The organism is Streptococcus mobilis, assembly GCF_059727625.1.
In genome coordinates this window covers 1,374,884-1,399,141 of the sequence record NZ_AP041823.1, presented here as the reverse complement: position 1 = coordinate 1,399,141, position 24,258 = coordinate 1,374,884, and the positions used below count along the sequence as shown (strand labels likewise).

25 protein-coding genes and 2 pseudogenes are annotated in these 24,258 nt (G+C 37.0%); 22 read left to right on the top strand and 5 right to left on the bottom strand.

Features of this window, described 5'->3' with window-relative positions:
- Window positions 1-24: 24 nt before the first annotated feature.
- From rlmD to AC6IZR_RS06580, 18 genes and pseudogenes are all read left to right on the top strand, one after another.
- On the top strand, window positions 25-1,383 hold the full coding sequence (gene rlmD / locus AC6IZR_RS06665; RefSeq protein WP_497848308.1) for a 23S rRNA (uracil(1939)-C(5))-methyltransferase RlmD: 1,359 nt from the start codon (window positions 25-27) through the stop codon (window positions 1,381-1,383).
- A gap of 689 nt (window positions 1,384-2,072) precedes the next feature.
- Window positions 2,073-2,795, top strand: coding sequence for a MurR/RpiR family transcriptional regulator (locus tag AC6IZR_RS06660; protein WP_013903423.1), 723 nt, complete (start codon window positions 2,073-2,075; stop codon window positions 2,793-2,795).
- 8 nt (window positions 2,796-2,803) lie between these two features.
- Window positions 2,804-3,556, top strand: a complete 753-nt coding sequence (locus AC6IZR_RS06655) for a MurR/RpiR family transcriptional regulator (protein ID WP_013903424.1) — start codon at window positions 2,804-2,806, stop codon at window positions 3,554-3,556.
- Window positions 3,557-3,704: 148 nt separating this feature from the next.
- Window positions 3,705-5,135 (top strand): 6-phospho-beta-glucosidase, encoded by a 1,431-nt coding sequence (locus AC6IZR_RS06650; protein WP_003003486.1) that lies wholly within the window; start codon window positions 3,705-3,707, stop codon window positions 5,133-5,135.
- 12 nt (window positions 5,136-5,147) lie between these two features.
- Window positions 5,148-5,450 carry a PTS sugar transporter subunit IIB gene (locus tag AC6IZR_RS06645; protein ID WP_001020606.1) on the top strand — a complete coding sequence of 101 codons (303 nt, stop codon included), beginning with the start codon at window positions 5,148-5,150 and terminating at the stop codon, window positions 5,448-5,450.
- Between the two features lie 10 nt (window positions 5,451-5,460).
- Window positions 5,461-6,774: a PTS sugar transporter subunit IIC gene (locus tag AC6IZR_RS06640; RefSeq protein ID WP_041818169.1), complete on the top strand. Its 1,314-nt coding sequence runs from the start codon at window positions 5,461-5,463 to the stop codon at window positions 6,772-6,774.
- A gap of 13 nt (window positions 6,775-6,787) precedes the next feature.
- The gene (locus AC6IZR_RS06635; protein ID WP_013903427.1) at window positions 6,788-7,108 is read left to right on the top strand and encodes a PTS sugar transporter subunit IIA; all 321 of its coding nucleotides are present in this window, start codon (window positions 6,788-6,790) and stop codon (window positions 7,106-7,108) included.
- Between the two features lie 29 nt (window positions 7,109-7,137).
- A pseudogene (gene gtfA / locus AC6IZR_RS06630) lies at window positions 7,138-8,532 on the top strand (sucrose phosphorylase).
- A gap of 294 nt (window positions 8,533-8,826) precedes the next feature.
- The gene (locus tag AC6IZR_RS06625) at window positions 8,827-9,579 is read left to right on the top strand and encodes a CPBP family intramembrane glutamic endopeptidase (RefSeq protein WP_497848307.1); all 753 of its coding nucleotides are present in this window, start codon (window positions 8,827-8,829) and stop codon (window positions 9,577-9,579) included.
- A gap of 88 nt (window positions 9,580-9,667) precedes the next feature.
- Entirely contained in the window at window positions 9,668-10,159 is a 492-nt protein-coding gene (locus tag AC6IZR_RS06620) for a nucleotidyltransferase (RefSeq protein WP_070666001.1), read from the top strand.
- 93 nt (window positions 10,160-10,252) lie between these two features.
- Window positions 10,253-10,414: pseudogene (locus AC6IZR_RS06615) on the top strand (VOC family protein); the annotation flags it as partial.
- Between the two features lie 21 nt (window positions 10,415-10,435).
- Window positions 10,436-10,759: a TfoX/Sxy family protein gene (locus tag AC6IZR_RS06610; protein ID WP_070665998.1), complete on the top strand. Its 324-nt coding sequence runs from the start codon at window positions 10,436-10,438 to the stop codon at window positions 10,757-10,759.
- A gap of 245 nt (window positions 10,760-11,004) precedes the next feature.
- The gene (aac(6'), locus tag AC6IZR_RS06605; protein ID WP_497848306.1) at window positions 11,005-11,433 is read left to right on the top strand and encodes an aminoglycoside 6'-N-acetyltransferase; all 429 of its coding nucleotides are present in this window, start codon (window positions 11,005-11,007) and stop codon (window positions 11,431-11,433) included.
- A gap of 120 nt (window positions 11,434-11,553) precedes the next feature.
- Window positions 11,554-12,444 carry an aminoglycoside phosphotransferase family protein gene (locus tag AC6IZR_RS06600; RefSeq protein ID WP_227197513.1) on the top strand — a complete coding sequence of 297 codons (891 nt, stop codon included), beginning with the start codon at window positions 11,554-11,556 and terminating at the stop codon, window positions 12,442-12,444.
- Window positions 12,445-12,561: 117 nt separating this feature from the next.
- Window positions 12,562-13,179, top strand: coding sequence for a DNA alkylation repair protein (locus AC6IZR_RS06595; RefSeq protein WP_013903434.1), 618 nt, complete (start codon window positions 12,562-12,564; stop codon window positions 13,177-13,179).
- Between the two features lie 682 nt (window positions 13,180-13,861).
- Window positions 13,862-15,403, top strand: a complete 1,542-nt coding sequence (gene gggC, locus AC6IZR_RS06590) for a streptosactin export ABC transporter GggC (protein WP_227197512.1) — start codon at window positions 13,862-13,864, stop codon at window positions 15,401-15,403.
- Between the two features lie 143 nt (window positions 15,404-15,546).
- Window positions 15,547-16,332, top strand: coding sequence for an alpha/beta fold hydrolase (locus AC6IZR_RS06585; RefSeq protein ID WP_414382320.1), 786 nt, complete (start codon window positions 15,547-15,549; stop codon window positions 16,330-16,332).
- A gap of 21 nt (window positions 16,333-16,353) precedes the next feature.
- Complete coding sequence (locus AC6IZR_RS06580) at window positions 16,354-17,208, top strand: ADP-ribosylglycohydrolase family protein (protein ID WP_497848305.1); 855 nt, start codon at window positions 16,354-16,356, stop codon at window positions 17,206-17,208.
- A gap of 104 nt (window positions 17,209-17,312) precedes the next feature.
- On the opposite strand, the gene AC6IZR_RS06575 is transcribed toward AC6IZR_RS06580, so the two are convergent.
- Genes AC6IZR_RS06575 through AC6IZR_RS06565 form a run of 3 tightly spaced genes read right to left on the bottom strand, consistent with a single transcriptional unit; the run spans window position 17,313 to window position 19,641 of the window.
- A complete protein-coding gene (locus tag AC6IZR_RS06575) occupies window positions 17,313-18,029 on the bottom strand; it encodes an ABC transporter permease (RefSeq protein WP_497848304.1) in 717 nt (238 codons plus the stop codon).
- The gene (locus AC6IZR_RS06570; protein ID WP_070577937.1) at window positions 18,026-18,841 is read right to left on the bottom strand and encodes an ABC transporter ATP-binding protein; all 816 of its coding nucleotides are present in this window, start codon (window positions 18,839-18,841) and stop codon (window positions 18,026-18,028) included. The genes AC6IZR_RS06575 and AC6IZR_RS06570 overlap by 4 nt, the downstream gene beginning before the upstream one ends.
- On the bottom strand, window positions 18,838-19,641 hold the full coding sequence (locus AC6IZR_RS06565; RefSeq protein ID WP_497848943.1) for a MerR family transcriptional regulator: 804 nt from the start codon (window positions 19,639-19,641) through the stop codon (window positions 18,838-18,840). The genes AC6IZR_RS06570 and AC6IZR_RS06565 overlap by 4 nt, the downstream gene beginning before the upstream one ends.
- Before the next feature lie 424 nt (window positions 19,642-20,065).
- Between AC6IZR_RS06565 and relB the strand changes: the two genes are divergently transcribed.
- The 4 genes from relB to AC6IZR_RS06545 all read left to right on the top strand — a co-directional run bounded on the left by relB (window position 20,066) and on the right by AC6IZR_RS06545 (window position 22,393).
- Window positions 20,066-20,359, top strand: a complete 294-nt coding sequence (gene relB / locus AC6IZR_RS06560; protein WP_049497549.1) for a type II toxin-antitoxin system RelB/ParD family antitoxin — start codon at window positions 20,066-20,068, stop codon at window positions 20,357-20,359.
- Window positions 20,352-20,690, top strand: a complete 339-nt coding sequence (locus AC6IZR_RS06555; protein ID WP_497848942.1) for a type II toxin-antitoxin system RelE/ParE family toxin — start codon at window positions 20,352-20,354, stop codon at window positions 20,688-20,690. Before relB ends, AC6IZR_RS06555 begins: the two co-directional genes overlap by 8 nt.
- A 524-nt stretch (window positions 20,691-21,214) precedes the next feature.
- Window positions 21,215-21,601: a hypothetical protein gene (locus AC6IZR_RS06550; RefSeq protein ID WP_049487687.1), complete on the top strand. Its 387-nt coding sequence runs from the start codon at window positions 21,215-21,217 to the stop codon at window positions 21,599-21,601.
- Window positions 21,602-21,637: 36 nt separating this feature from the next.
- Window positions 21,638-22,393, top strand: coding sequence for an alpha/beta fold hydrolase (locus AC6IZR_RS06545; RefSeq protein ID WP_497848303.1), 756 nt, complete (start codon window positions 21,638-21,640; stop codon window positions 22,391-22,393).
- 162 nt (window positions 22,394-22,555) lie between these two features.
- On the opposite strand, the gene AC6IZR_RS06540 is transcribed toward AC6IZR_RS06545, so the two are convergent.
- Window positions 22,556-23,341 (bottom strand): CPBP family intramembrane glutamic endopeptidase, encoded by a 786-nt coding sequence (locus AC6IZR_RS06540; RefSeq protein WP_014713206.1) that lies wholly within the window; start codon window positions 23,339-23,341, stop codon window positions 22,556-22,558.
- A 4-nt stretch (window positions 23,342-23,345) separates the two neighbouring features.
- Window positions 23,346-24,233, bottom strand: coding sequence for a helix-turn-helix domain-containing protein (locus AC6IZR_RS06535; RefSeq protein WP_485648269.1), 888 nt, complete (start codon window positions 24,231-24,233; stop codon window positions 23,346-23,348).
- Window positions 24,234-24,258: the final 25 nt, after the last annotated feature.

Sequence of the window (24,258 nt, the reverse complement as noted above, 5' to 3'; positions counted from 1 at the left end):
TAATTTGTAGAAAGATAGAAAACGATGTTAAAGAAAAATGAAATTGTAACGGTTGAAATTGTCGATTTGACACACGAAGGAGCAGGAGTGGCTAAGGTCGATGGCCTGGTCTTTTTTGTGGAGAATGCCCTGCCAGGAGAAGTTATCCGCATGCGCGTGCTCAAGGTCAATAAGAAGATCGGCTACGGAAAAGTAGAGGAGTACTTGGAAAAATCTCCTCACCGCAATGAAGAGCTAGACCTGGCTTACTTGCGAAGCGGTATTGCGGACTTGGGGCACCTAGCTTATCCTGAGCAGCTGAAATTCAAGGCCAAGCAGGTCAAGGATAGCCTCTACAAGATGGCAGGAATCTCTGATATCGAAGTACCCCTGACCTTGGGGATGGAGCACCCTGTTCAATACCGCAACAAGGCCCAGGTGCCTGTTCGTCGAGTCAATGGTCAGGTGGAGACAGGCTTCTTTCGCAAGAACTCTCATGATTTGATGCCGATCGAAGACTTTTATATCCAAGATCCAGTCATTGACCAAGTGGTCTTGGCTCTTCGAGATTTGATTCGTCGGTTTGATCTCAAGCCTTATGATGAAAAGGAACAATCTGGCTTAATTCGCAATCTTGTGGTCCGCCGAGGTCATCATTCAGGAGAAATCATGGTCATTTTGGTCACCACTCGTCCTAAGGTGTTCCGTGTGGACCAGTTGATCGAACAGCTGATCAAGCAATTCCCAGCCATCAAATCCGTTATGCAAAATATCAATGACCAGAATACCAATGCCATTTTTGGAAAAGAATGGCGTACGCTTTATGGTCAAGACTATATTACGGATCAAATGTTGGGAAATGCTTTCCAAATCTCTGGACCAGCCTTTTATCAGGTCAATACCGAAATGGCAGAGAAGCTTTACCAGACAGCCATTGACTTTGCGGAGTTAAAAGAAGAGGATGTGGTGATTGATGCCTACTCCGGAATTGGGACCATTGGCTTGTCCGTTGCCAAGCATGTCAAGGAAGTTTATGGAGTAGAAGTCATCCCCGAGGCCGTGGAGAATAGCCAGAAGAATGCCAGCTTAAATGGCATCACCAATGCCCACTATGTCTGTGATACAGCAGAAAATGCCATGAAGAATTGGCTCAAGGAAGGCATCCAACCAACCGCCATCCTGGTCGATCCACCACGCAAGGGCTTGACCGAAAGCTTTATCAAAGCAAGTGCCCAAACAGGCGCTGACCGCATCGCCTATATATCCTGTAACGTCGCCACCATGGCGCGTGATATCAAACTCTACCAAGAGTTGGGCTATGAATTGAAGAAAGTGCAACCGGTTGACTTGTTTCCTCAAACGCACCATGTGGAGTGTGTGAGCTTGTTAGTGAAACGCAATTAATCCTCAAAAGGTTCCCCGAACCTTTTGAGTCCCACAGACGCACCACGTCGAGTGTGTAAGTTTGTTGGTAAAACGCAGTTAATCCTCAAAAGGTTCACTGAACCTTTTGAGTCCCGCAAACACATCACGTGGAGTGTGTTGCTCTGCTCGTAAAAACCTAGAAACCTTTGAATGAAAGGGATAATGAAAAGCCTTGATTGCAAGGCTTTTTGTATTGGCGTGGGGAAGTATCAGAGTGAGAAATTTTTGGAATGAATAGAAGTGATAGCTAGAAATTATCAGTTTCTATTTCCATTTACCCTGTGGGTACGTGTTTGTTTCCATTGACAAGGAGTTTGTGGGAATAGAAACTACCCCACCTTACATATCTCCAGAATGGGCGATTGAAATTGAGACAATTTAATAGAGATAAGCTCTTGTTATGTTTCTTTTAAGTCAATAAACTAACAATACTCAAAGTATGCTCAAAAATATGATATAATCTAGGACATAAGGCAATACTGTTTTAAAGTATTTTCTCTTAACCATGTCTCGTTAGACAAATCTGATTCGTCTGGTTTTCTAATAGATTTTAATGCTGACTTGGTTTTATAGCCATTATGCTCTCCATTATTTTAGTGTAGAACACTTTGGTTATTAGTTTTTTGTTATATTGTAAGCAAATCAATAGAGATAGAAAAAGGGATTATATGTTTAGTTATGAGGTTGTAGCAAGTTTTAACGACATAGAAAATGCTATTTATACAACTATTTTAGAAAATGAAAATATATCCTCTATGACAATCAAGGAATTGGCCCAACTTGCACATGTATCAGTTGGATCCGTACAACGATTTTGCAAGCATCTAGGATTTGATGGATATAGCCATTTTAAGATTGCTTATAAAGAATATTTAAAAAATGAGCAAATTATTTTAAACAATCAAGACAATCATTCTTTGAAGCTATTCATTGATTATACTGAGCAAGATACTTTTTTGCAGCTGATTATGGAGGCTGTGGCAATCTTAAAGAACGTTGAACAGATTGTTTTTGTCGGAATTGGTTCCTCTGGAACTTTAGGTCGATATGGAGCGCGCTATTTTTCAAATATTGGCAAATTTAGTATGTGTATTGAAGATCCTTGGCAACCAGTGCTGCAAAACAGTATGGAAAAAACTTGTGTCATTGCCTTATCCGAATCTGGTGAGACTTCTCAAACATTGAAAATTGTACAAAAATTAAAGGAAAAAGGTTGTCCAGTTATTGCCATCACAAATACATTGGAATCAACATTGTCAAGGCTATCTGATTGCTCCATAACCTATCATGTTCCTCAATTATTTTTAAATGGGTTTAATATTACGACGCAGGTACCTGTTATTCTCATTATTGAAATGTTAATGAAACAACTATATACTACAAAAGCATAAGGGTGTCTATGATTTTATTTGATTATCATAAAGTAAAAGGGCTAAATAATAGTGAATTAAGCGTGTATAATTTTATATTGCAACATAGAGATAAAGTTGCTACGATGACTATCAGAGAGCTATCGACATCTATAAATCTATCGACAACAACCATCATTCGTTTTGCGAAAAAGATGGGATTTGATAGCTACAATGATTTAAAATATGCCTTGTCAAGGTCGGAAGATAAGGAAAATAAACATCGTCACTACTTTCCTATTGGTATTCCAGCAATACAATTTTTACAGACTAGTGTCCAAGATGAAGCTTTAAAAAAACAACTATCAGAGATAGCAGACTTGATCGTTCAAGCCAAACAAGTTATCTTTTTAGGGGTGGGTACTAGTCTAAGTTTGGCAGAATATGGCTCATATCTTTTTTCTGGAATCGGTATTCTTAGCTTTGCTATTACTAACCCATTTTATTCTCTGAAATTGCATCATTCTAATTTGGAGGATGTTTTGGTTATTGCTCTAAGTGTCAGCGGTGAGACAGAAGAAGTTCTAACTCTGGTACAGGGATTCAAAGAAAGAAATGCTAAGATTGTTAGTCTGACAAATACAGATATTTCCACTTTATCACAGCTATCGGATATAAATTTATCCTACTTTATGCCAGTTGCCTACGCAGATTCCTCGCTACGTTCCACTAATTTGACCACTCAGATTCCAGTTGTCTATTTTTTAGAATCCTTACGTTACCAAGTTTATTTAAAAAAATAGGAGTGAAAACTCTTGTTTTTTTTATGTAACAAATATTGTTCGACTGTACATTTATTTTCTATCTCAATATCTATTGTCAGCAGGTACAGTATGTCGTAAAATAGACTTGTTCATAGCGCTAGTACAAAATACAGAAAGGATTGGTAAAATGGCAAAAATACCAGAAGGCTTTTTATGGGGTGGGGCAGTTGCTGCTCACCAAATTGAAGGAGGGTATGATAAAGGTGGAAAAGGCATTTCGATAGCCGATGTGATGACGGTTGGAAGTGCTAGTCACTCTCGACAGATTACTGATGGCGTCTTACCTGACGAATATTATCCGAATCATGATGCAATAGATTTTTACAGAACCTATAAGGACGATATACAATTATTCGCTGAGATGGGATTTAAGTGTTTTCGAACTTCGATTGCCTGGACTCGTATCTTTCCAAATGGAGATGAAGAAGAACCTAACGAAGAAGGGTTGAAATTTTATGATGATTTATTTGATCAGCTGCTAGCTCATCAAATTGAACCGGTCATCACACTCAGTCACTTTGAAATGCCCTATCATCTAGTTACTAAGTATGGTGCTTGGCGTAATCGCAAGTTGATTGATTTCTTTGTTCGTTTTGCGGAAGTCGTCATGGAACGATATAAGGACAAAGTTAAGTATTGGATGACCTTTAACGAGATCAATAATCAAGGTGCAATTAATGTTCCTTGGTGCTCATGGACTAATTCTGGTGTCATTTATCAAGAAGATGAAAATCCAGTTGAGGTACTACAGCAGGTTATCCATTATCAGTCAGTGGCTTCTGCAAAAGTTGTACAATTAGGTCGGAAAATCAATAAAAATTTCAAAATTGGTTGTATGCTGGCAATGGTACCATTTTACCCGAATACATGTGATACAAAAGATATACTTGCTAGCCAGAAGGCAATGGAGCATCGTTTATTTCACTATGGAGATCTTCATGTTTTTGGAGAGCGTCCTTACTATATCGAGGCCTTTTGTCGAAAAAATAATATCAAACTGGATATTTTACCAGAAGATCTAGAAACTCTAAAAGAAGGTTGTGTAGATTATATTGGCTTGAGTTACTATATGAGTGATACAGTGACTGCTACAGCATCTGAGGAAACAGAAGAACTTTTCAAAGATGTTTATACTAAGAAAAATCCCTATATTGAATCAAGCGATTGGGGTTGGCAGATTGACCCTGAGGGATTACGCTATAGCTTAAATCTTTTATACGATCGCTATCACTGCCCGCTTTTTATAGTTGAAAATGGATTCGGTGCTTATGATAAGGTAGAGCCTGATGGAATCCATGATTCTTACCGCATTGATTACCTCAAACAACACATTGAACAAATGATGTTAGCGATTGAAGAAGATGGCGTAAATGTCATTGGTTATACCCCTTGGGGCTGTATCGATATTGTTAGTGCTGGTACAGGTGAAATGGAGAAGCGTTATGGCTTTATCTATGTCGATAAGAATAATAATGGCGAAGGAACTTTGCAACGAATGAAGAAAGATTCCTTTACATGGTATCAAAAAGTGATTACATCAAATGGAAACGAATTATAAGGAGTAATTAAAATGAATATTGGATTGTTTTGTGCAGCAGGTATGTCAACAAGTATTTTGGTTGAGCGTATGAAAGAAGCGGCTCAGAAAAAAGGGAAAGATGCAACAATTGCAGCTTATTCCATCAGTGAATTGGAACAAAGAGTTGGAGATATTGATGTGGCTCTATTAGGCCCACAGGTTGGTTTCCAACTTGAAAAAGCAAAAGAAATTTGTGCTTCTCACAATGTTCCTGTAGAAGTGATTGCAATGGCTGATTATGGCACTGCAAACGGTATGGCAGTTCTTAAACAAGCTTACATGATGAAAAAATAAGGAGAAGATGATGAAGGATAAACTGATTAAAAAGTTTGTTGATAGGATGATGGCCTTTGTCAATACCAAAGGTGTAACAGCGATAAAAGATGGTATTGTTTTCTCTATGCCATTGTTGATTGTTGGCTCCATCTTTCTTATCTTGGCCAATCTTCCAGTTCCAGCTCTAGCAACGATGTTAGAAACTAGTGGTATTACCCCTGTTCTCAATCAAGCAATTGGTGCAACCTTTAATATCAGTGCGATTGTAACAGTCATTGGGATTGCGTATACCTATGCTAAGCTAGAAAAACAGGAGCCACTTGGGGCAGGTGTCATTGCCCTAGCAGTTTTCTTGCTAATCCAGCCTTCCAGTTTGATTTCTAAAAATGGGGATGTAGTTGGTAACATTATTCTGAAGGATTGGACTTCCGGGAAAGGGATGATTGGTGCCATTATCGTTGGTTTGATTGTAGGAGCAAGCTATTCTTGGTTTTTGAAGAAAAATATCAAAATCAAAATGCCAGATGGCGTACCAACTGGTGTAGCCAACGCATTTTCAGCCTTGATTCCTGCTACTGTTATCATCACAGCGGCAACGATCTTTGTCGGACTTGTTGAACAATTGTTTAAGGTCACAACGATTGAAGTGATTTATAATCTTATTCAAACACCAATGCAAGGCTTGACTGACTCATTGTTTGGTGCGGTGCTTATGTGTTTCCTTGTACCATTCTTATGGATGTTTGGGGTGCACGGCTCAACTGTAGTTGGTGGCATCATGAGTGGCTTGCTACAGGCGAATGCTTTGGAAAACCAAGCCATTTTAGATAAGGGCCTTGAATTAAATCTAGCCAATGGTGGTCATATTGTGACGATTCAATTTTTTGATCAATTTATCAATGTTACAGGTGCCGGGATTACGATTGGTTTGGTAGTTTACATGGTTGCATTTGCAAAATCAAAACAACTAAAAATTCTTGGACGTCTTGAAATGGTTCCAGCCATCTTTAATATCAATGAGCCGGTGCTCTTTGGTTTGCCGATTGTAATGAATCCAGTTTTAGCAATTCCCTTTATATTAACGCCTATTTTATCTTGTATCATCCAGTATTCAGCGATTTATTTTGGACTGACACCTATGTATGGTGCCGTTCAAGTTCCGTGGACTTGTCCTCCAATTATTTCAGGATTTATCATCGGTGGTTGGAAAACAGCCTTGTTGCAAACACTTATTTTGGTTATGTCTTTCTTTGTTTATTATCCGTTTATTAAACAGATGGATAAACAAGATTTACAAGCTGAAATACAAGAAACAAGCGATTTAGAAGACGAAGATTGGTAAGAGAGGTATTAAAATGGACGAAAAAGTACTCGAAGTGTGTTTTCAAATTATCACCTATGTAGGAACAGCAAAATCTATGTACATCGATGCTATTCAATTGGCTAGGCAGGGTGAATTCGAGCAGGCTAAAGATAGAATTAAACAAGGCGAAGAAGCATATGTACAGGGACACAATGCTCACCACTCACTTTTGACAAAAGAAATGAATGGGGAATTAAGCCAAACAGGTCTACTTCTGATGCACGCTGAGGATCAGTTAATGAGTGCAGAAGGTTTTCGAACGATTGCTGAGGAATTTATAGCAGTCTATAAACGCTTTGAGGAAGGTAAATAGAGCAAGTTATGAAAGTAAAAAATTAAGCAATGTTAATTACCTATTCAGACAGTCTTGGAAAAAATCTGAAAGACTTGAAGTAGGTCTTAGAAGGCCCTTTGAAAGATGTGGTCGGTGGTGTCCACATTCTTCCCTTCTTTCCATCGTCAGGCGACCGCGGGTTTGCACCCATGGACTATAGCAAGGTTGATGAGGCTTTTGGAGATTGGAGCGATATTGAGGCACTCAGTCAAGACTACTACCTCATGTTTGATTTCATGATTAACCATATCTCAGCCAAGTCGCCTTATTTCCTTGATTTCCTAGAAAAGAAAGATGAGTCTGCCTATGCGGATTTGTTTATCCGCTACAAAAACTTTTGGCCAAACGGTGAGTCGACTCAGGAAGATGTAGACCTGATTTACAAACGGAAGCCACGTGCTCCCTATCGCATTGCCAAGTTTGCTGATGGTAGTGAGGAAAAAGTTTGGTGTACCTTTGATGAGCAACAGATCGACCTCGATGTGACAACAGAAACAACTCGTCGCTTTATTCAGGAAAATCTGGAACAGCTAGCGGACCACGGAGCTTCCATTATTCGCTTGGACGCCTTTGCCTACGCCAATAAGAAAATCGGCACCAACTGTTTCTTTGTTGAGCCAGATATTTGGGAAACGCTTCATTTTCCGCGTCAGCTATTGGCACCAAAAAGAGTGGAAATTCTTCCAGAAATTCATGAACATTACACCATTCAGCAAAAAATCGCTGAGCAAGACTACTATGTCTATGACTTTGCCCTTCCGATGCTGGTTCTTCATGCTCTTTATTCAGGTAATGTCAACCGTCTTGTTCACTGGATGGAAATCTGCCATCGGAAGCAATTTACAACCTTGGACACGCACGATGGTATCGGAGTGGCCCATGTCAAGGACTTGCTGACAGATGAGGAAACAGAGGCGACAAGAGAAGCCCTCTATGCCCAAGGAGCAAATGTCAAAAAGATTTACAGCTCAGAGGCCTACAACAATTTGGATATTTATAAGATAAATTGTACCTACTATTCAGCTTTAGGAAATGATGACCAAGCCTATCTCTTGGCACGTGTGCTTCAATGTTTTGCACCAGGTAGTCCGCAGATTTACTACGTTGGCTTGTTGGCAGGAGAAAATGATATCGAATTGCTCGAATCAACCAAAGAAGGCCGCAACATCAACCGTCACTATTATGATTTGGAAGAAATTGAGCGAGAAGTTCAACGCCCAGTTGTGCAGTCCTTGTTCAATCTGCTCAAATTCCGTAATACCAGCGCAGCATTTGATGGAGAGTTTGCTGTTGACATGGAAGACTCTAATACTATCCACATCAGCTGGACCAATACCGATGCCAATACAGTGGCAGAATTAAGAACTAATCTAAAAGATAAATCATTTGAAATTACAGAGTAAATAGATAGTGATAGAACATCGATTTATCTATAATAGAATACAAAAGAGTGGTGGAAACGTTTGATTTCCTCACTCTTTTTGTTAGCTAGTTAGTAACAAAATAGTACTTAAACGTAAACTATGAATTATATTCTGTTGTGACGATAATTGTTCGAGAATATTTGTAATAAAAAACAGGAACAATCAATTAAACTGCTCCTATTTTTGTGATAGAATATGGTTAGTTATAAAGCGAGAACAACTAAGAAGTAGTAAAAATATTAGATATAAATTAATCAAGATAAGGAAGATAAAATGACAGAAATTGATAAAAAGAATTTAAAAAATTATCTTTGTTTTACATTTGGAATTACTTATATAGCTTGGGGGATTCTTGCCATCTTTACGCAATCTCATATTTTTGGATTAGAAACAATTATAGGAAGAACATTACATATAGTAGGTGCACTTGGACCAGCTATTGCAAGTGGCTTTTATTTGAAAAGGAATAATATAAAATTTCAACATTTTCTATTTAGTAAGAAAGGAAATAGTAGTATTTATTTCATTATTCATTTGTTAGCAATTTTGATACTATTTTCTGTATCTTCCTTAGAATTAAACGGAGTATCCATTTATCTGATGCCATTATTCTTTATACAACTAATTTTTTTTGGTGGTGGACATGAAGAATTAGGATGGAGTGGAATATTACAGCCGTTACTTGATAAAAAATATACTTATTGGCAATCTAATTTGATTGTAGGTTCAATCTGGGGAATTTGGCATCTGCCTTTATGGTTTATAGTTGGAGAAAGTCATCAAGGATTTCCTTTCATTTTATTTTTTATATATACATTATTTTTAAGTTTTGTTTTAGGGCTTTTTTACCGTCAAACGAAATCTGTGGGATACTGTATATTATTTTATGTGTTCGCAAATTTGTTAAATCTCTATTTTGTGTTAAAAATTAATCTTATTTTTATTATCATTTTTATTGGTTATTTGATTTATACAATATTGGCGAGTAATAGAATTAGTAAGGAAAAGAATTTGTATCCAAAATAACTGGATATACTCTAGAAAATGAAGATGATTTTGTTCAAGGTAATAAAGTATAAATAACGAACATTTATATGAAAGGTTTAGAGTATACATGAGTCTCTTATTTGAAGAATTTAAAACCATTTGTTTCCATTTAAATCGAGTCGGAATTACACCGACACTGATGGGTTCTTTGGGATTGGAGTTTAGAACGAAAGAAAATTGGGAGCCGTCTGACATTGACATTCATGTGCCTGGTGACCCTAGAGGTTGGGAAGCACCTGATTATCTCAGAATTTATGACTGGGATAAGATAATGAAAGTGATGAAAGACTTAGGCTACGTCTTAATAGATATTCATGAGCATGAATTCAAAAAGGATCGAGTGAGTATTGAATTTGGAAGTATCGATTCCTTACCTGATTTTGCAGGAGTCTCGGAATCGGATATAGAGCTTATTCACATTGAAGGCATCACTTTTCGTCTTCCAAGTCTGGAGCAGTATCTAAGTATTTACAAAGCTTCTTCTCAAGACTCCTATCGAAATGATCACAATAACAATAAGGATTTTAAAAAGATCGAGTGGCTGGAAAGACATTTGTAAATTATCATATGAAAAGTAGTAAGTTGTAAGACTGGCTGCTATGTTATTTTTATTATCATTTTATTGCTTATTTAATTTATACTATATTGGCTAGTAATAGAATTAGTAAAATCAGGTGGAAAAATTGTAAAAGAGCCACAGGGACTTTTCTGGGGTAGATATCAAGCATATTTTTCGGATTTAGATGGATATTATTGGGAAGTTTCTTGGGGACCCAATTTTCAATTTGATGAAAATGGACTATTGAAATTTTAGTAATTAAGTGAGATAGCAAAAATGGCTTCAAGTAAAGAATATTTAGATTTCATTTTAGAACAATTGTCTGAGTTGGAAGAAATATCATATAGAGCAATGATGGGTGAATATATAATTTATTATCAAGGGAAAATCATGGGTGGGATTTATGATGATAGATTTTTAGTGAAGCCTGTCAAAACTGCAATAGCGTATATGCCGAATGTAGAATACGAATTGCCGTATGAAGGTGCAAAGGAAATGCTATTGGTAGATGATGTTGACAACAAAGAATATTTAACCGGCTTATTTAATTCAATGTATGATGAGTTACCTGCACCAAAACCAAAGAAAAAGAAATTATGAAATCTCAGTTTATCTAGGTTATACCATTTAACGATAACCTTATGCTATCGTTAAAAAGTTTATAGAACAGACAAGACTATCTAGCATAATTAGTGTTCACTCGTTTCATGTTGAGGTCGTACCACTGCTCTTCCAATCTGAGACAGTCGAAAAGTAGAAGGGGATGGTATTGGTATCAATCAATGAGTAACAAAGTAACAGCATGATTCGTAACATTTGCTTGTAATTTGCGGAGGAACATCAGTATGGATGGAATAACAAAAGATTCTATAAAAACGGCTAAACTAATGAAACAATTATGGCCCCAATTGACAGATAAAGAAGCTATTGATGAAGTAAAAAAATATACGAATGGCAAAAATACTGCAATCTTTACAGAAGTTAAAGGTGATACAATTGTAGGGTTAGCACTATGTTCACTCAGATTTGATTATGTTGAAGGTTGTAAATATAGTCCTGTTGGATTCTTAGAAGGAATTATTGTCGACGAGGAATATCGTTTACAGGATATTGCTAAACATCTCTGTGCAAAATGTGAGGAATGGGCGAAAAATAAAGGATGTAAGGAATTTGCAAGTGACTGTACTTTAACGAATACGGATTCTATAAGATTTCATCTCAATATTGGATTCCAGGAGGCAAATAGAATTATTCATTTTAAGAAAAAATTATAATTTCAGAACGTGGTCAAAATTTATATATCTTTAGGAAGTGTAAAAGAATGGACGGACTACGAATTACTTTTCATTAGTTAAGAATATAGTAATGTTGTAAAGTTAATCGAGGAGTTATTGATGGATTTTAGTGGTAAGATAGCCATAAATAAAGGGTGGTCAGATGATAAAAAATATTGTGTGACAGATCAAAAACAGCAAAAATATTTCTTGCGTGTTTCTGATAAGGAGAAGTTAGATTCTAAAAAATTTGAATTTGATATGATGGAGAAAGTAGCTTCTCTTGGAGTTCCGATGTGTAAACCGATTAGCATAGAACTCTGCGATGACGAAGTACATTCTTTACATGAATGGATAGATGGGAAAGATGCTCGAGAAACCATTTTAACTGTTTCGAAAGAACAACAATATACTTATGGAGTAGAAGCAGGAAGAATCCTTCAAAAAATTCATTCACTCTCTGTTACAGAAGTTTGTGAAGATTGGGAGGTCTTTTATAATCGAAAAATTGATGACAAAATCTCCAAATACAAAGAATGTCCCGTTCAGTACGAAAATGGTCAGATTTTTATTGATTATTTAAATGCAAATCGAGAATTGTTAAAAGATAGACCTCAGGTTTTCCAACATGGAGATTATCACATCGGGAATTTCATGATTGGTGAAGATCGTAAAATTTATGTCATTGACTTTGATCGATTTGATCTGGGAGATCCTTGGGAGGAATTCAATCGTATTGTATGGTCTGCTCAAGTCTCTCCCTCTTTTGCGTCTGGTATGATAGATGGATATTTTGATCATAAGGTTCCGGATTTATTTTGGAAGCTTCTCGCTATCTATATTCTAAATAACATAGTTGGTGCTTTGCCATGGGCTGTTCCTTATGGAATTGACGAAATATCAGTAATGCAACAACAAGCTAAGGAAATTTTGGAATGGTATAATGATATGAAGCAAATCATTCCTAGTTGGTATTTGATTGAGAAAAAGCTGAATAATAAAAGAGTTTAAATATCAATTTGAAAAAATGTCAAGATTATTTGCTCATATTATAACGAATTCAATTCTTTATTAATACCTATCGAGAATTATCTTGAAACTTGGAATGTTGTTTTGGGGTCAAGTTACATGAAAGAATATATTTTAAATTTAGAAAAAGAATTCTCTTTAATAGAAAATGGATTTAAAGAAGAAGAGAAAAGAGCTCTTGCTGATTATCTATCAAACGATAATGTGTATACCAAAGAATTAGCATTTTTAGCTTTTAAATCCAATGTATATCAAGTTAGAATGTACAGTGTATTTCTCTTTGGCCATTTGTCATCGTATGAAGAAATTTTGATCTTTATGAGGGATGAGGTTTCAAAGGATGACAATTGGAGAGTTCAAGAAGTATTAGCAAAAGCATTTGATGAATTTTGTAAGCAAACAGGTTATGAAAAATCTCTTCCGGTTATTGACGACTGGCTACAAAATAATAATCCAAATGTCAGAAGAGCTGTTACAGAAGGTTTGAGAATATGGACGAGTAGACCATATTTCAAGGATAATCCAGATGAAGCTATTAAACGAATCGCAACATTAAAAGAAGATTCTAGTGAATATGTTAGAAAATCAGTCGGTAATGCTTTGAGGGATATTGGCAAAAAATTTCCAGAGTTGATCAAAGAAGAACTTGATAGTTGGGATGTTAAGAGTAAAGAGATTCAAAAAGTTTACAAGTTAGCAAGTAAATTTATTAAGTGACAATTATCAGCTATAAAGCTTGAAAAATGCTAACTATAAAATAGTTTCATTCTAAAGTTTAATTTTAAACAACAACTTAGTCATTTTCGTTCTATAATATAGAAGTTTACTAGCACCATACGTAGAGTGTGTGAGTTTGTTAGTGAAACGTAGCTAATCCTCAAAAGGTTCACTGAACCTTTTGAGTCCGCACATGCGAGAAGGTGCCCTGGGGTATAGCTGTCGTAGAGTAAGGAGTGTACGACGAAACGGTAGGTAAAAGCGTAAAAACCTTGTAATGAAAGGGATTGTAAAAAGCCTTGAGGTCAAGGCTTTTCTCGTGTACATAGGAAATATTAGAGAAAGAGTATAAGTTTAGTATCTTGGTTTGATAGATGGAATTGTTAGGATTCAATTTCCATTTACCCTTTTATTTTTCTATGTTATAATATTTTAGAGTAGACATAATCAGCTTTTAACTCTTCTCTTAGATTGATAAATTCGCTCAATCATATAATAACAAAGCCAGACTAGTCACTTTATTCTATAATAAAGATGCTTTCCTGCACCACGTTGCATCTGTAGTTCTGCTGGTAAAGCATAAAAATCTTTGAATGAAATATTTTTAAAGTGTTTGTATCCCAGCAAAGAGTTAAAGAGCGACTATCTAAGTTGGTAAATAACTTCAGGAGGTTTATACGTTATGCTTAGATCTTATGTAACCAAGAAGCACTTATTCTTCTATTTTATAGCGATTATGATTACTTGGCTGGAGGCTATTATTACACCAGCTTTGATTCAGTATATTGTCTCCAGTTTTACCAATCACCAGTTGCATTTGCTATGGCAGGTCTTGTTTTGGGGGATTGTTGGAAATCTGATTCTCTTGCTGGGTTTGGCGGGGAAACGTTATTACTACGCACGAGTGCTGACAGACTTCAAGTCGGGTATTAAGAAGGGGATCTTTCAGACTTTCTTATATAGCCGTCGGATAGCGGATGAAGAAGTTTTGTCAGACTTGGAAAATGATGTAAAACAGCTAGAAGATAATTATATTGAGCCGACTGTTATTATCATTTCTTCTTTGGGATTTACAACCGTCTCTATCTGTTACGCTCTTTGGACTAACTTTTATCTTGGCTTGCTCTTTATCATTTTTTATTCGATACCTGTACTTTGTAGTGGAATTGGCTCTAAACGTTTGGATGAAATTACGAAGGAGAAGTCCTTAGCTAATCAAGCCTATGTCTCTCAAGCAACCAATATGATCGCAGGTGCTCGTTCCATACGGTATTATCGGGGACAAAGTTTGTTTTACAAACTGTTCTCCAAAGATTTGCACAAGGCTCTAAAGGAAGAAATCGCCTATGAAAAGCAACGGACCATAAATAGTCTCTTTATCAATGGAATTGATGCTTTTTGCTCTGTTGCGCCTATTGTCATTGGTGGTTTCATGACCTATTATAACTACCTATCTGCAGCCAGCTTTGTAGGAATTTACCTCGTATCGTATAATATTGGCTATCAATTTCAGGAGTTATCTTACTTTATCAATACTAGAAAATCAGCCAAGTCTCTCTGTTATAAATATCAAAAATTGCTGGGGGTAGACTTGGATATGCCTTCTGTTCTCGAAGGTTCTGTCTTTCCTATCCAGTTAGAGAAAGTCAGTGTAGAGCGTGATGGTCAAGAAATCCTAGCCTCGTGTGACCTTACTATTGAGGAAGGTGAAAAGATTGCCATTATCGGAGAAAGTGGGTCTGGAAAAACAACCTTACTGAACCTAATCTATGGTGAAATTGAGCCTAGTCATGGTCGGATTCGCTACCATGGGCAAGAGCTAACCTCGGATGAACTCTATCAGGCAGGAGCTTACATTCTCCAATCTAGTCATATCTTTGATGGTTTAAGCCTAGAGGAAAATATTGCTTTGGGACAAGAACTTGATATTGTAAGGATGGACGAAATCCTGCAACAAACTGGTTTGAAAGATCTTCAAAACAAAAACCTTAGCAACCAGACTCTGTCAGGCGGTGAGAAGCAGCGCTTGGAAATTGCCCGTGCTCTCTATCACAATCGCCAATTTATCCTAGCTGATGAGGTCAAAGCCAATCTGGACTTTAAAAATCAAGAGAAAATCAGTCACCTTCTCTTCTCCCTCCCTCAAGCACTCGTAGAAGTGATTCATCACTATAGTGAAGAGGACTTGAAGCGCTATGATAAGGTGATAAAACTGGAGAAATAAGTGGAGGTATAGATTTCAGAAAGGAGTGGTAGGTTCATTCTTTTTTGTGGCATAGATAATAAAAACTCTATCTAAAAATATCATTACAATTACGTCAAACGAGGGATGTATCTAGTGAAAGTCTCACAGTAAGGAGTTTAAATATGAAATTCCATGAATTTGGTAATAGGAATTTGCCTCCTATCTTACTGATACATGGCGGTGGCAGTTCTTGGTGGAATTATCTTCGTCAAGCACGGATTTTGTCAGAAGACTACCGTGTTATTCTACCCAATTTGAATGGCCAAGGTGAAGAGTATCAACTCGATTATGTTTCTACTGAAGATTCTGCTTTGGAGATTCTAGACTATATCAAAGCAAACTGTGGTGGGAAGGTGTTTGCGATCGGTGGCGTTTCTCTTGGTGGTCAAATTGCCATGGAACTTTTGTCCTTAGACAGCGAGATAGCTGATAAGGCTATTATTGACGGAAGCCTTTGTATTCCTCAACCAAGGTTAGCTAAAATCAGCATCTTTCTAGTAGCTCTATTTGGTAAACTGATGTTCAGTAAATTCTCTTGCAAACTTCAATTAAGCATGATGAACAAACTCTATCCTAAACTGGCTTATCCAGAGGAAATAAAAGCATATTATTTGGAGGATCTGCCAAGGACACCTATCAAAACATTGGTGACCATTTACAAAACCTATATGGGGCGCTACAAGCTGAAGGAGACAATTTCTGCTAGTAAGGCGCAGGTTCTGTATATCTACGGTGAAAAAGAATTGAACTGTGTGAAAGCATCGGCGAAATTATTTCAGCAGCTACATCCCAACACGATCCTGTATGAAGCAAAGGGGTATAACCACGGCTATTTATCGGCTTATCTACCTCAAGAGTGGGTTGATTTGGTTGAGCCGTTTTTAAAGAGTGATCCATTGGAAATCTGATATGCTGTAAGGAGGAATCTTATGCTAGGAGCAATAGTAGGAGACATTGTAGGTTCTGTTTACGAATGGGGCAATATTAAAACGAAAGACTTTCCATTATTTCGTGAGGATTGTTTTTTCACTGACGATACGGTTATGACATGTGCGGTTGCTGAAGCTATCATGAACGGTGGTCAGAAGGATGACTTTATTGATGCTATGAAGAAATATGGTAGAATGTATCCCGATGCTGGGTACGGGCCTAGGTTTAATACATGGATTCAAAGCAATGATTGCTCCCCTTATAATAGCTTTGGCAATGGCTCAGCCATGCGTGTTTCTCCTTGTGCTTGGGTCATGGATTGTAGTTTCTGTGCCAGAACAGGAGCTTGGCCGTCCAGAAGAGCTCTTGCACGACTTTCTGCAGAGGTGACTCATAATCATCCAGAGGGTGTCAAAGGGGCAATGGCGACGTCTGATGCTATCTTTCTGTGTCGTTATTACTTTGGAGGCTACTGTGGCGACTACGAGCAACCAATCAATGATCATCCTACAGAGTGTAAAAAACGCATCAGGGAATATATAGAGAAAGAGTATGGGTACAATCTCTCTCAGTCTCTAGATGACATTCGTCCTACTTATCATTTCAATGAAACCTGTCAGGATACGGTACCTCAAGCCATCATTGCTTTTCTTGAAAGTACAGATTTTGAAGATGCGATTCGAAATGCCATCTCTCTTGGTGGGGATAGTGATACTCTTGCTGCCATTACCGGGAGTATAGCAGAGGCCGCATATGGTATTCCTGATTGGATTAAGGATAAGACCTATACCTATCTTGATGAGCCCTTAAAGGATGTCCTCAGACGATGGGAGCAAGAAGTTTCAATAACATAACAGAGATTAGATAAAAACAACCAAAAACACTAAAGCGACGGGATAAGTAACAATTTCGTCGCTTTTGTTTAAAATTTAATGTTGCTATGGATTTATTCAGGCACCTAGTTAGATTTTTGCTGATTCAAGAGGAGGATACAAGTCATTACTGAGATACAGGATACAAGAATCAGATACCAAAGATTTTCAAGACCAAAACCATGATTGACCATCAATCGGAATCCCCAAAAGGCTGGGAAAAGACGCCCGATTGCTTGAAGAAAATCAGGTAGTAAGTTGCTAGGAAACATGATTCCTGAGAGCATAATTGAGGGTAAAAAGACAAGTTGCGCTATCATGGTAAGCTTTGCTTGATTTTTTACAGTAAGGCCCAGTATACTTCCGATACTTAACGATACGAAAATGTAGATGCCCAGCGCGAGAAAGAATAGGGGAAGTTGACTCGGTAGACTTGCTTTAAATAAAATTGGAGCAAGTAGTAGGATCACTATGCAAGTCATTATCAAATGAACAAAGGCAGAGAGAACTATGGTCACCAATCCTAAGTGAATAGGCACACCATTTGCTTTATAAATCTTTTTTATGTCGCTTCCGTATGTTTCAATCAAGGAAGGCGGTAAGCCGAGAAAGGCCCCCATGGAAACACTCATGACAATCATTGACTGTATGAGTGTACTACCCATTTCAGGCATAACGGAAGTAAAAATACCACCTATGAGAAGAAAGAAAATAAGCGGTACAATATAGTAAGTAACCAAGAGAGACTTACTTCGTATGTCCAATTTCCACTGTAATGCTAGGCTATATAAGAATCCATTCATTCCGACCCCCTCCTTGCCATTTCGATGAAATGCTGCTCCAGTGTACCACGATCCACCTTAATATCCAATACCTGGATATTTTTCTGTTTGCATTCTTCCAATAATGAAATCAAAGTGTCCTCGATCGTATCTGTTTCAAAAGATTCCTCTCCGTCCCGGGTCTTTAAATGGATGAAATATTTTCTTCCCAACCTGTCTGTCAGTTCTGAAGGAGTACCACAAAAGACAATCTTTCCACTATTCAAAATAGCAATGCGGTCACATAAGGTTTCAACTTCGGCCATATCGTGGCTTGCCAAAACAATTGTCTTGCCCTGTGATTTGAGATTTCGGATTTGTTCATGGAGGGATAGTCTTCCTTCAACATCAAGTCCCGCTGTCGGTTCATCGAGAAAAATAATATCCGGCTTACTGATAAGTGCAAGAGCAAGATGTAATCTTCTTTTTTGACCGGTGGATAATTCTATGTATTGCGACTCCTTCATTTCTTTTATGCCAAGGGCCTTTAGCATAGCATCATCAATGTATGTATGATTCCATTTTGCAAAGAGCTTTATGGCTTCCATTGGTTTGATGTGGGCGGGTAGAGAGGAGGACTGTAGTTGAATTCCGGTTTTCCCGTTTACAACGATAGTGCCTTCGTCATATTTTCTCAGACCTTCGATACATTCAAGCGTGGTTGTTTTACCAGCTCCGTTCACTCCGAGCAGAGCAAAGATTTCTCCTTGTTTGATTTGAAAATCGAGACCTCTAAGAACCATATTGCTACCATAACTTTTCTTTAATCCAGAAACCTCTATTGCGTCTTTCATGGTTCTACCTCCTCAAAGGGATTGGTTCCAAGCTTTGAAAAATAGACTTGTAAAGCAGGCCCTAAATAATCATTAACGATTTTTTGCTTTTCTTCCCAAGCGTTTGAGGCGGTATCAATATTCCCAACCTCCATCAACTTCGGAAGCATGCTCATATCACCATTTGTAAACTCCATAATCAAGCTCCAGTATTCTTGCACAACCTGCTGGCTTTGTTCGCTTTCAACTGGCACGTTTTCTTTTTGAAGCTCCACGATTTGATCACTTAGGCGGTTCAACCTATCCATAAAGTCTTGTCCGCTTTTCTTGTCAAATCGACTGCGTATCTGGTCGAGCGTATCATCATCAAAGCGCTTAATGAGAGAGTAGGAGTCATTCTTCATCTGTAGATTGACAATAATGTCTGCATATTTCTTAAAATTGACCGTTTGTATTTGTAAAACTTCTACCTTTAACTGCTCTATTGCGATCAAAGAATCCTTAAGTTGCTCTATATTTTTACGAAGAACATCTGCCTGCTCAGTAAGAGCTTTAGCAACATCATCAGGTGTTTTTAAAGAGATCAAACGGCTCTTTATATCCTTGAGAGAAAAGCCTAGTGATTTTAAAGATAGAATCTGATGGAGTAGCACTATATCTTTATCGGTATAAAGCCTGCGACCTCCCTCACTTTCTGCCGATGGGGAAAGTAGCCCCTCTTTATCGTAATATTGTAGAGTACGGATGGTAACGCCCATTTTCTTAGCAAGTTCCCCAACTGTCATAAATCCTTCCGGAATTGCTCTATATTTAGCCATAATTACTCCCCTCCTCATACCTATTATACATCGTTACGTAACGTCATGAACAAGATTATTTTAAAAAAATTTGATTGAAAAAGACCTTTTCATTTTCGAGAAAAGAAAGAGAGGTCATAGATAAAATGAAGCATGTGACAAAATATTGACATAATTCCTCCCCTTTAGAATATTATTGATGAGTATGTGTCATGATTTAGAAAAGCAAAGCACAATTACAAGATGATCAATAGCAAACACAAGGTGATAGACAGAACAATCTATCACCTTTTTCTGTTTAAAACTATTTGTCGCTAGTCATAAACTCAGCTCTCTTATCTATCTCACCTTATATTCGGTGAAAGAAGAATCTATTTTTCACTTGAATCCCTTCTCTTTTGTATGGTAGAATGTATATACAAATTGTATGTACAAAGGAGAGGTAGAAATGGCAAACACGAAAGCAGTGAATTTTCGCGCAGATGCGATGTTTTACCAGAAAACAAAAGAAGTACTTGCAGATGAAAAAATTTCTGTGTCAGATGTCCTGAATGCAGCACTTCGAAAAATTGCCAACGGGACTGTGGATCCAAGAGAATTTGTTTCAAGTGATTTGCAGAACACGCAGTATCAAGTGGCTTTTGAGGACTTAAAGAAGGAGATTTTAGTGGGGCACCAGGAAATTGCTCAAGGAAAAGTCACTTCTGTAGCCGATGTGAGAAAGGAATTTGGTCTTGACTAAGTTGAAACGCTATCAGGTCTTTCTTGCAGATCGAGCTAAGCAGGACTTGCGTGATATTCACGACTATATTCTTGTGAATTTTTATAGCCAGCAAGCTGCAGATGGCAAAGTCGATTTGCTATTAAATGCTCTTGAGACCCTAGAACTGTTTCCAGAAGCGTGTCCACTGGTATCAAGCCGGGGGTATGGTGAGATGACGAATGATGGAAAACCCTATCGTTATATGCCAATAGAGAACTATCTCGCATTTTATTATATGGAGAAGCATACAGTGTATGTTGCTCGTATCCTAAGTGCAAAGCAGGACTGGGCCAAGATTTTTTATAAGTAGGATGAGGAACTTTGTGTTGCACTTCATTTTACAACGTGGCTCTTATAAAAAAATAAGACTGAAACCAAGGTAAAAACTATATGGTTCAGTCTTTTATCCTATTTATGTAGTATAATGAAGGGAGTAGGAGTTCTCCTTTTTAATAGATTTTTTCCAAGCTGATATTAGTCATTCTATTGAGTTAAAATCTAGATTAGAGATAAGAAAGTTAAGTGAATTCGAGAGATTGTTTCTTATTTTATTTTAGAGAATTATCTTATCAGGGAACCATTTCCCTACACTTGGATGACAGGGCTTTTTTTAGGTGTGGGATCTCTCTATCTGTCTATACTTTGGGTGATCCTTTATTTTAGTGCTTTTGTCATCGAAGAGGCCCAAAGGAATATCTGGCTATGGATTGTTATCGGTATAGTTGTTATGGCATCTATAGTAGCAACTCCAATAAGAAGATACTACTTTGATTTATAAGTCATTTTTAATTTTAAGTCAGTTTCTGATGGCAATTATGTAGAAAGAGGAAAAGCATGAAGCAATCACTTGAATTTTTAAAAGATAGAATCACTGATAAGATGCCTTTAGAGGATATGGTAGAAATCTTTGAAGATTTGTGTAGCGTTCCTATTGAGGATGAGATGATTTTATTTGAGACTGGGGTATATTCAGCTATATCTAATAAACCCTTGTTTCAACTATCGTTAGTAAGGCAAGCTCCAAATGAAGATGAAGAGTTTTATCAAGTTCACCTTGATATTTTCTATGAAGCTAGTGAAGATAATCAAATCTTCAGTGAAGCGACCTGGGACGAAGATATCGAGGAAAATATTTTTGATTATATTAGAGCCTCAGATGTATTTGCTTATGCTAAAAAGCAAGAATACCTAGCAGTCAATATTTATCTGGATGAAACTTAAGAAGAGTAGTAAAGGAAGGAAATCTGGTGGGAAAAAATGAACATTCTTGATCTTAATTCTAATCAGAAGGAGACGATATTATTAATCCATCCAATGTTATCTTCTGCACAAGGGATGAAATCGCTGATTGCAGATCAGATGGGACAAGAGTATAGATATATCATTCCGGATTTATCTGCACATGGGCAATCAACTTCGACCATTTACGAATCGGCTCTTAAGGAAAGCCAAATGATTTATGAATATTTAAAGGATCATCATATTAAAGACTTGAGTTTAGCGTTCGGTGCTTCCTTGGGTGGAGTCGTTTTACTAAAATTATTGAAATATAAGGATATCGGGTTTGGTAAGGTTGTTTTTGAGGGGGTAAGTTTATGGACAAAATCAGCTTTGCTTGATGTATTTACTAGGTACCTATTGCTAAAAAAACATAGAAAAGCTATACGCAACAGAGATCTAGCTGTTCGAAAGATGGTTTCACTTTATGGAGAAAAAGGAGTGATGATGGCAGATTCTTTCATTGCTATGGATGAAGAAAGCATCAAACATATTTCCCATGATTGTGCATTTGTGGATTTGCCCAACCTTACGCCAGAGGAACAAAAAAGTTGTGTATTCTTTTATGGTTCAAAAGAATTCGACTTGATAGCTGCTAAAAAAGTTCTCCCCCAAAAGTATCCTCAAGCCAAATTTCATATTTGGCAAGGATATGGTCACTGTCGCAAGATCACTGAAAATCCTAGAGCCTACTCTATGATTCTGCGAAATGAAATATTTAGTTCGAACTGTTGATTGGGTAAGCTTGTTACTGAAACAGTAATAGAGTGAAATAGCGATAGATTAAATAATGACTAAACTAAGGAATTTGCAAGTGATTTTATTTTAAAAGTTAATTGTTGGCTTTTTCTCAGAATGGGCTTAAAATTTTGTACGGTTAATGGAGGATTTTTCTCATTATAATCTCTCCACAGTTTTATTTCGTATATGAATTGCAATCGGTGTGATAAGTAGGTATAGTAAGGTCAAAATGATAAAAAATCCGATATCAGCATCCAAAAATACATAAACGATGTTAAAGCCAAAATGCATGAAAATAGAATAAATCAGATTATTATATTTTTCCAAAATAATATTCATACAAATAGTAATAGATGTAATCACAACTATATTAGCAATAATATAAGGAACGGCCCGCCAGTCCGTAAATTTTGAATCTACAACCCACAGAAGTGTATGCCAGAAACACCAGACTAGGCCTTGGTAAATAGAAGATTTTAAAAAATGATATTTTTTATTAAATTCTTCTCTCATATAACCACGCCACCCTAATTCTTCACCAGTCGGACCTGATGTAAATGATAAGAATATACTTAGTGGCAATGATACGGTTCCTAGATTGATGTAGGAGAACATTGTTTTTTGGGTCATAAGTGAGTAGAGGAAGAGTGATAAAATACTGAGCCCAAATGTAAGACCAAATGAAGATAGAAGTGGGAGTAACGACACTTTAGCAGAGAAACACCGCTTAAGGAAAGTTGTTCTTTTCTCATCAGTCCTGAAATACTTCCATCCAAATAAAAGAAGGTATGATGGAGACCATGCGACGATATTTCGTACAATCCACATGATAACAGGTGGAACCTTAAATATTAAACTTGCAGGAGCTGCTACAAAAATAATGAGTGCCCAAACAAGTACATAAGAACTGATGATGTATCTTTTTAAATAATTTACATTCATTTAGTTACCCTCTTTCTTCAGTTGTATAGATAACTAGTTCACTCTTAATACCATTCAATTCAATTATATTATCTGCATCGGGTGAATCGAATGATTCAGTTTTTTGCCCATTTTTTTCATAATAAATATTTGTTCCAATCCCTTTGGTAACAGCAGTAAATAGGCTGTTTTCAGGAATACGAATTCTGGATGTTGCTGAAATCTGGTTAATGTCAATTTCACCGTTTAATGAATGACATAATACTTCCATATCAAGATTACAATTTATTTTTACTTTACCTGAAATATCTTCTAGGGTAATACGAGATGTTTTAAGGTCGAGTTCGATATTGTCACATTCTAGGGAGTGAATTTCTACAGACTCTGAACGAACCGCGCATTCAATGTGACTAATATAGCGAGTTGGGATTTGCACAAAGATACTGACCGTTTCTTTAGCCGTTGCCTCTGTTACACCATTGTAACGTTTTACATCTAGGTCAATTCTTTTTCTACTATCATCAATTTTTACTTTAAAATCATTTTGAAGTGTAGAAAGAAGATTAGATACCAGACGAACTCGAATCTTTTCTCCCTTGTATCCGGACAATACAAACTTTTCTGCGCCTCCAAATTTCATATCATAGCTCTTGATCTTATCGATATCATACTCTGTGATACTCTCAAAAAGATATTCGCTTGTCTTAAGACTAGTTCTTTCATTGCAGATTAGCTCATCGATAGAGATGTTAAATAGGTTTGAGATGGATATCATATTCTCGATATCTGGAATTCCAGCACCTGTTTCCCACTTTGTTACAGCTTGTCTTGATACACCGATTTTTTCAGCTAAAAGTTCTTGTGACATCCCTACTTGTTTACGTATGGATTTTAATTTTTCAGCAAATGTCATGTTGTATGACCTCCTCTATATTCTA

What these genes read in the sequence shown, in the direction of transcription:
- rlmD (WP_497848308.1), top strand. Translation starts at nt 25, where the DNA reads ATGTTAAAGAAAAATGAAATTGTAACGGTTGAAATTGTCGATTTGACA.
- AC6IZR_RS06660 (WP_013903423.1), top strand. Translation starts at nt 2,073, where the DNA reads ATGTTTAGTTATGAGGTTGTAGCAAGTTTTAACGACATAGAAAATGCT.
- AC6IZR_RS06655 (WP_013903424.1), top strand. Translation starts at nt 2,804, where the DNA reads ATGATTTTATTTGATTATCATAAAGTAAAAGGGCTAAATAATAGTGAA.
- AC6IZR_RS06650 (WP_003003486.1), top strand. Translation starts at nt 3,705, where the DNA reads ATGGCAAAAATACCAGAAGGCTTTTTATGGGGTGGGGCAGTTGCTGCT.
- AC6IZR_RS06645 (WP_001020606.1), top strand. Translation starts at nt 5,148, where the DNA reads ATGAATATTGGATTGTTTTGTGCAGCAGGTATGTCAACAAGTATTTTG.
- AC6IZR_RS06640 (WP_041818169.1), top strand. Translation starts at nt 5,461, where the DNA reads ATGAAGGATAAACTGATTAAAAAGTTTGTTGATAGGATGATGGCCTTT.
- AC6IZR_RS06635 (WP_013903427.1), top strand. Translation starts at nt 6,788, where the DNA reads ATGGACGAAAAAGTACTCGAAGTGTGTTTTCAAATTATCACCTATGTA.
- AC6IZR_RS06625 (WP_497848307.1), top strand. Translation starts at nt 8,827, where the DNA reads ATGACAGAAATTGATAAAAAGAATTTAAAAAATTATCTTTGTTTTACA.
- AC6IZR_RS06620 (WP_070666001.1), top strand. Translation starts at nt 9,668, where the DNA reads ATGAGTCTCTTATTTGAAGAATTTAAAACCATTTGTTTCCATTTAAAT.
- AC6IZR_RS06610 (WP_070665998.1), top strand. Translation starts at nt 10,436, where the DNA reads ATGGCTTCAAGTAAAGAATATTTAGATTTCATTTTAGAACAATTGTCT.
- AC6IZR_RS06600 (WP_227197513.1), top strand. Translation starts at nt 11,554, where the DNA reads ATGGATTTTAGTGGTAAGATAGCCATAAATAAAGGGTGGTCAGATGAT.
- AC6IZR_RS06595 (WP_013903434.1), top strand. Translation starts at nt 12,562, where the DNA reads ATGAAAGAATATATTTTAAATTTAGAAAAAGAATTCTCTTTAATAGAA.
- gggC (WP_227197512.1), top strand. Translation starts at nt 13,862, where the DNA reads ATGCTTAGATCTTATGTAACCAAGAAGCACTTATTCTTCTATTTTATA.
- AC6IZR_RS06585 (WP_414382320.1), top strand. Translation starts at nt 15,547, where the DNA reads ATGAAATTCCATGAATTTGGTAATAGGAATTTGCCTCCTATCTTACTG.
- AC6IZR_RS06580 (WP_497848305.1), top strand. Translation starts at nt 16,354, where the DNA reads ATGCTAGGAGCAATAGTAGGAGACATTGTAGGTTCTGTTTACGAATGG.
- AC6IZR_RS06575 (WP_497848304.1), bottom strand. Translation starts at nt 18,029, where the DNA reads ATGAATGGATTCTTATATAGCCTAGCATTACAGTGGAAATTGGACATA.
- AC6IZR_RS06570 (WP_070577937.1), bottom strand. Translation starts at nt 18,841, where the DNA reads ATGAAAGACGCAATAGAGGTTTCTGGATTAAAGAAAAGTTATGGTAGC.
- relB (WP_049497549.1), top strand. Translation starts at nt 20,066, where the DNA reads ATGGCAAACACGAAAGCAGTGAATTTTCGCGCAGATGCGATGTTTTAC.
- AC6IZR_RS06550 (WP_049487687.1), top strand. Translation starts at nt 21,215, where the DNA reads ATGAAGCAATCACTTGAATTTTTAAAAGATAGAATCACTGATAAGATG.
- AC6IZR_RS06545 (WP_497848303.1), top strand. Translation starts at nt 21,638, where the DNA reads ATGAACATTCTTGATCTTAATTCTAATCAGAAGGAGACGATATTATTA.
- AC6IZR_RS06540 (WP_014713206.1), bottom strand. Translation starts at nt 23,341, where the DNA reads ATGAATGTAAATTATTTAAAAAGATACATCATCAGTTCTTATGTACTT.
- AC6IZR_RS06535 (WP_485648269.1), bottom strand. Translation starts at nt 24,233, where the DNA reads ATGACATTTGCTGAAAAATTAAAATCCATACGTAAACAAGTAGGGATG.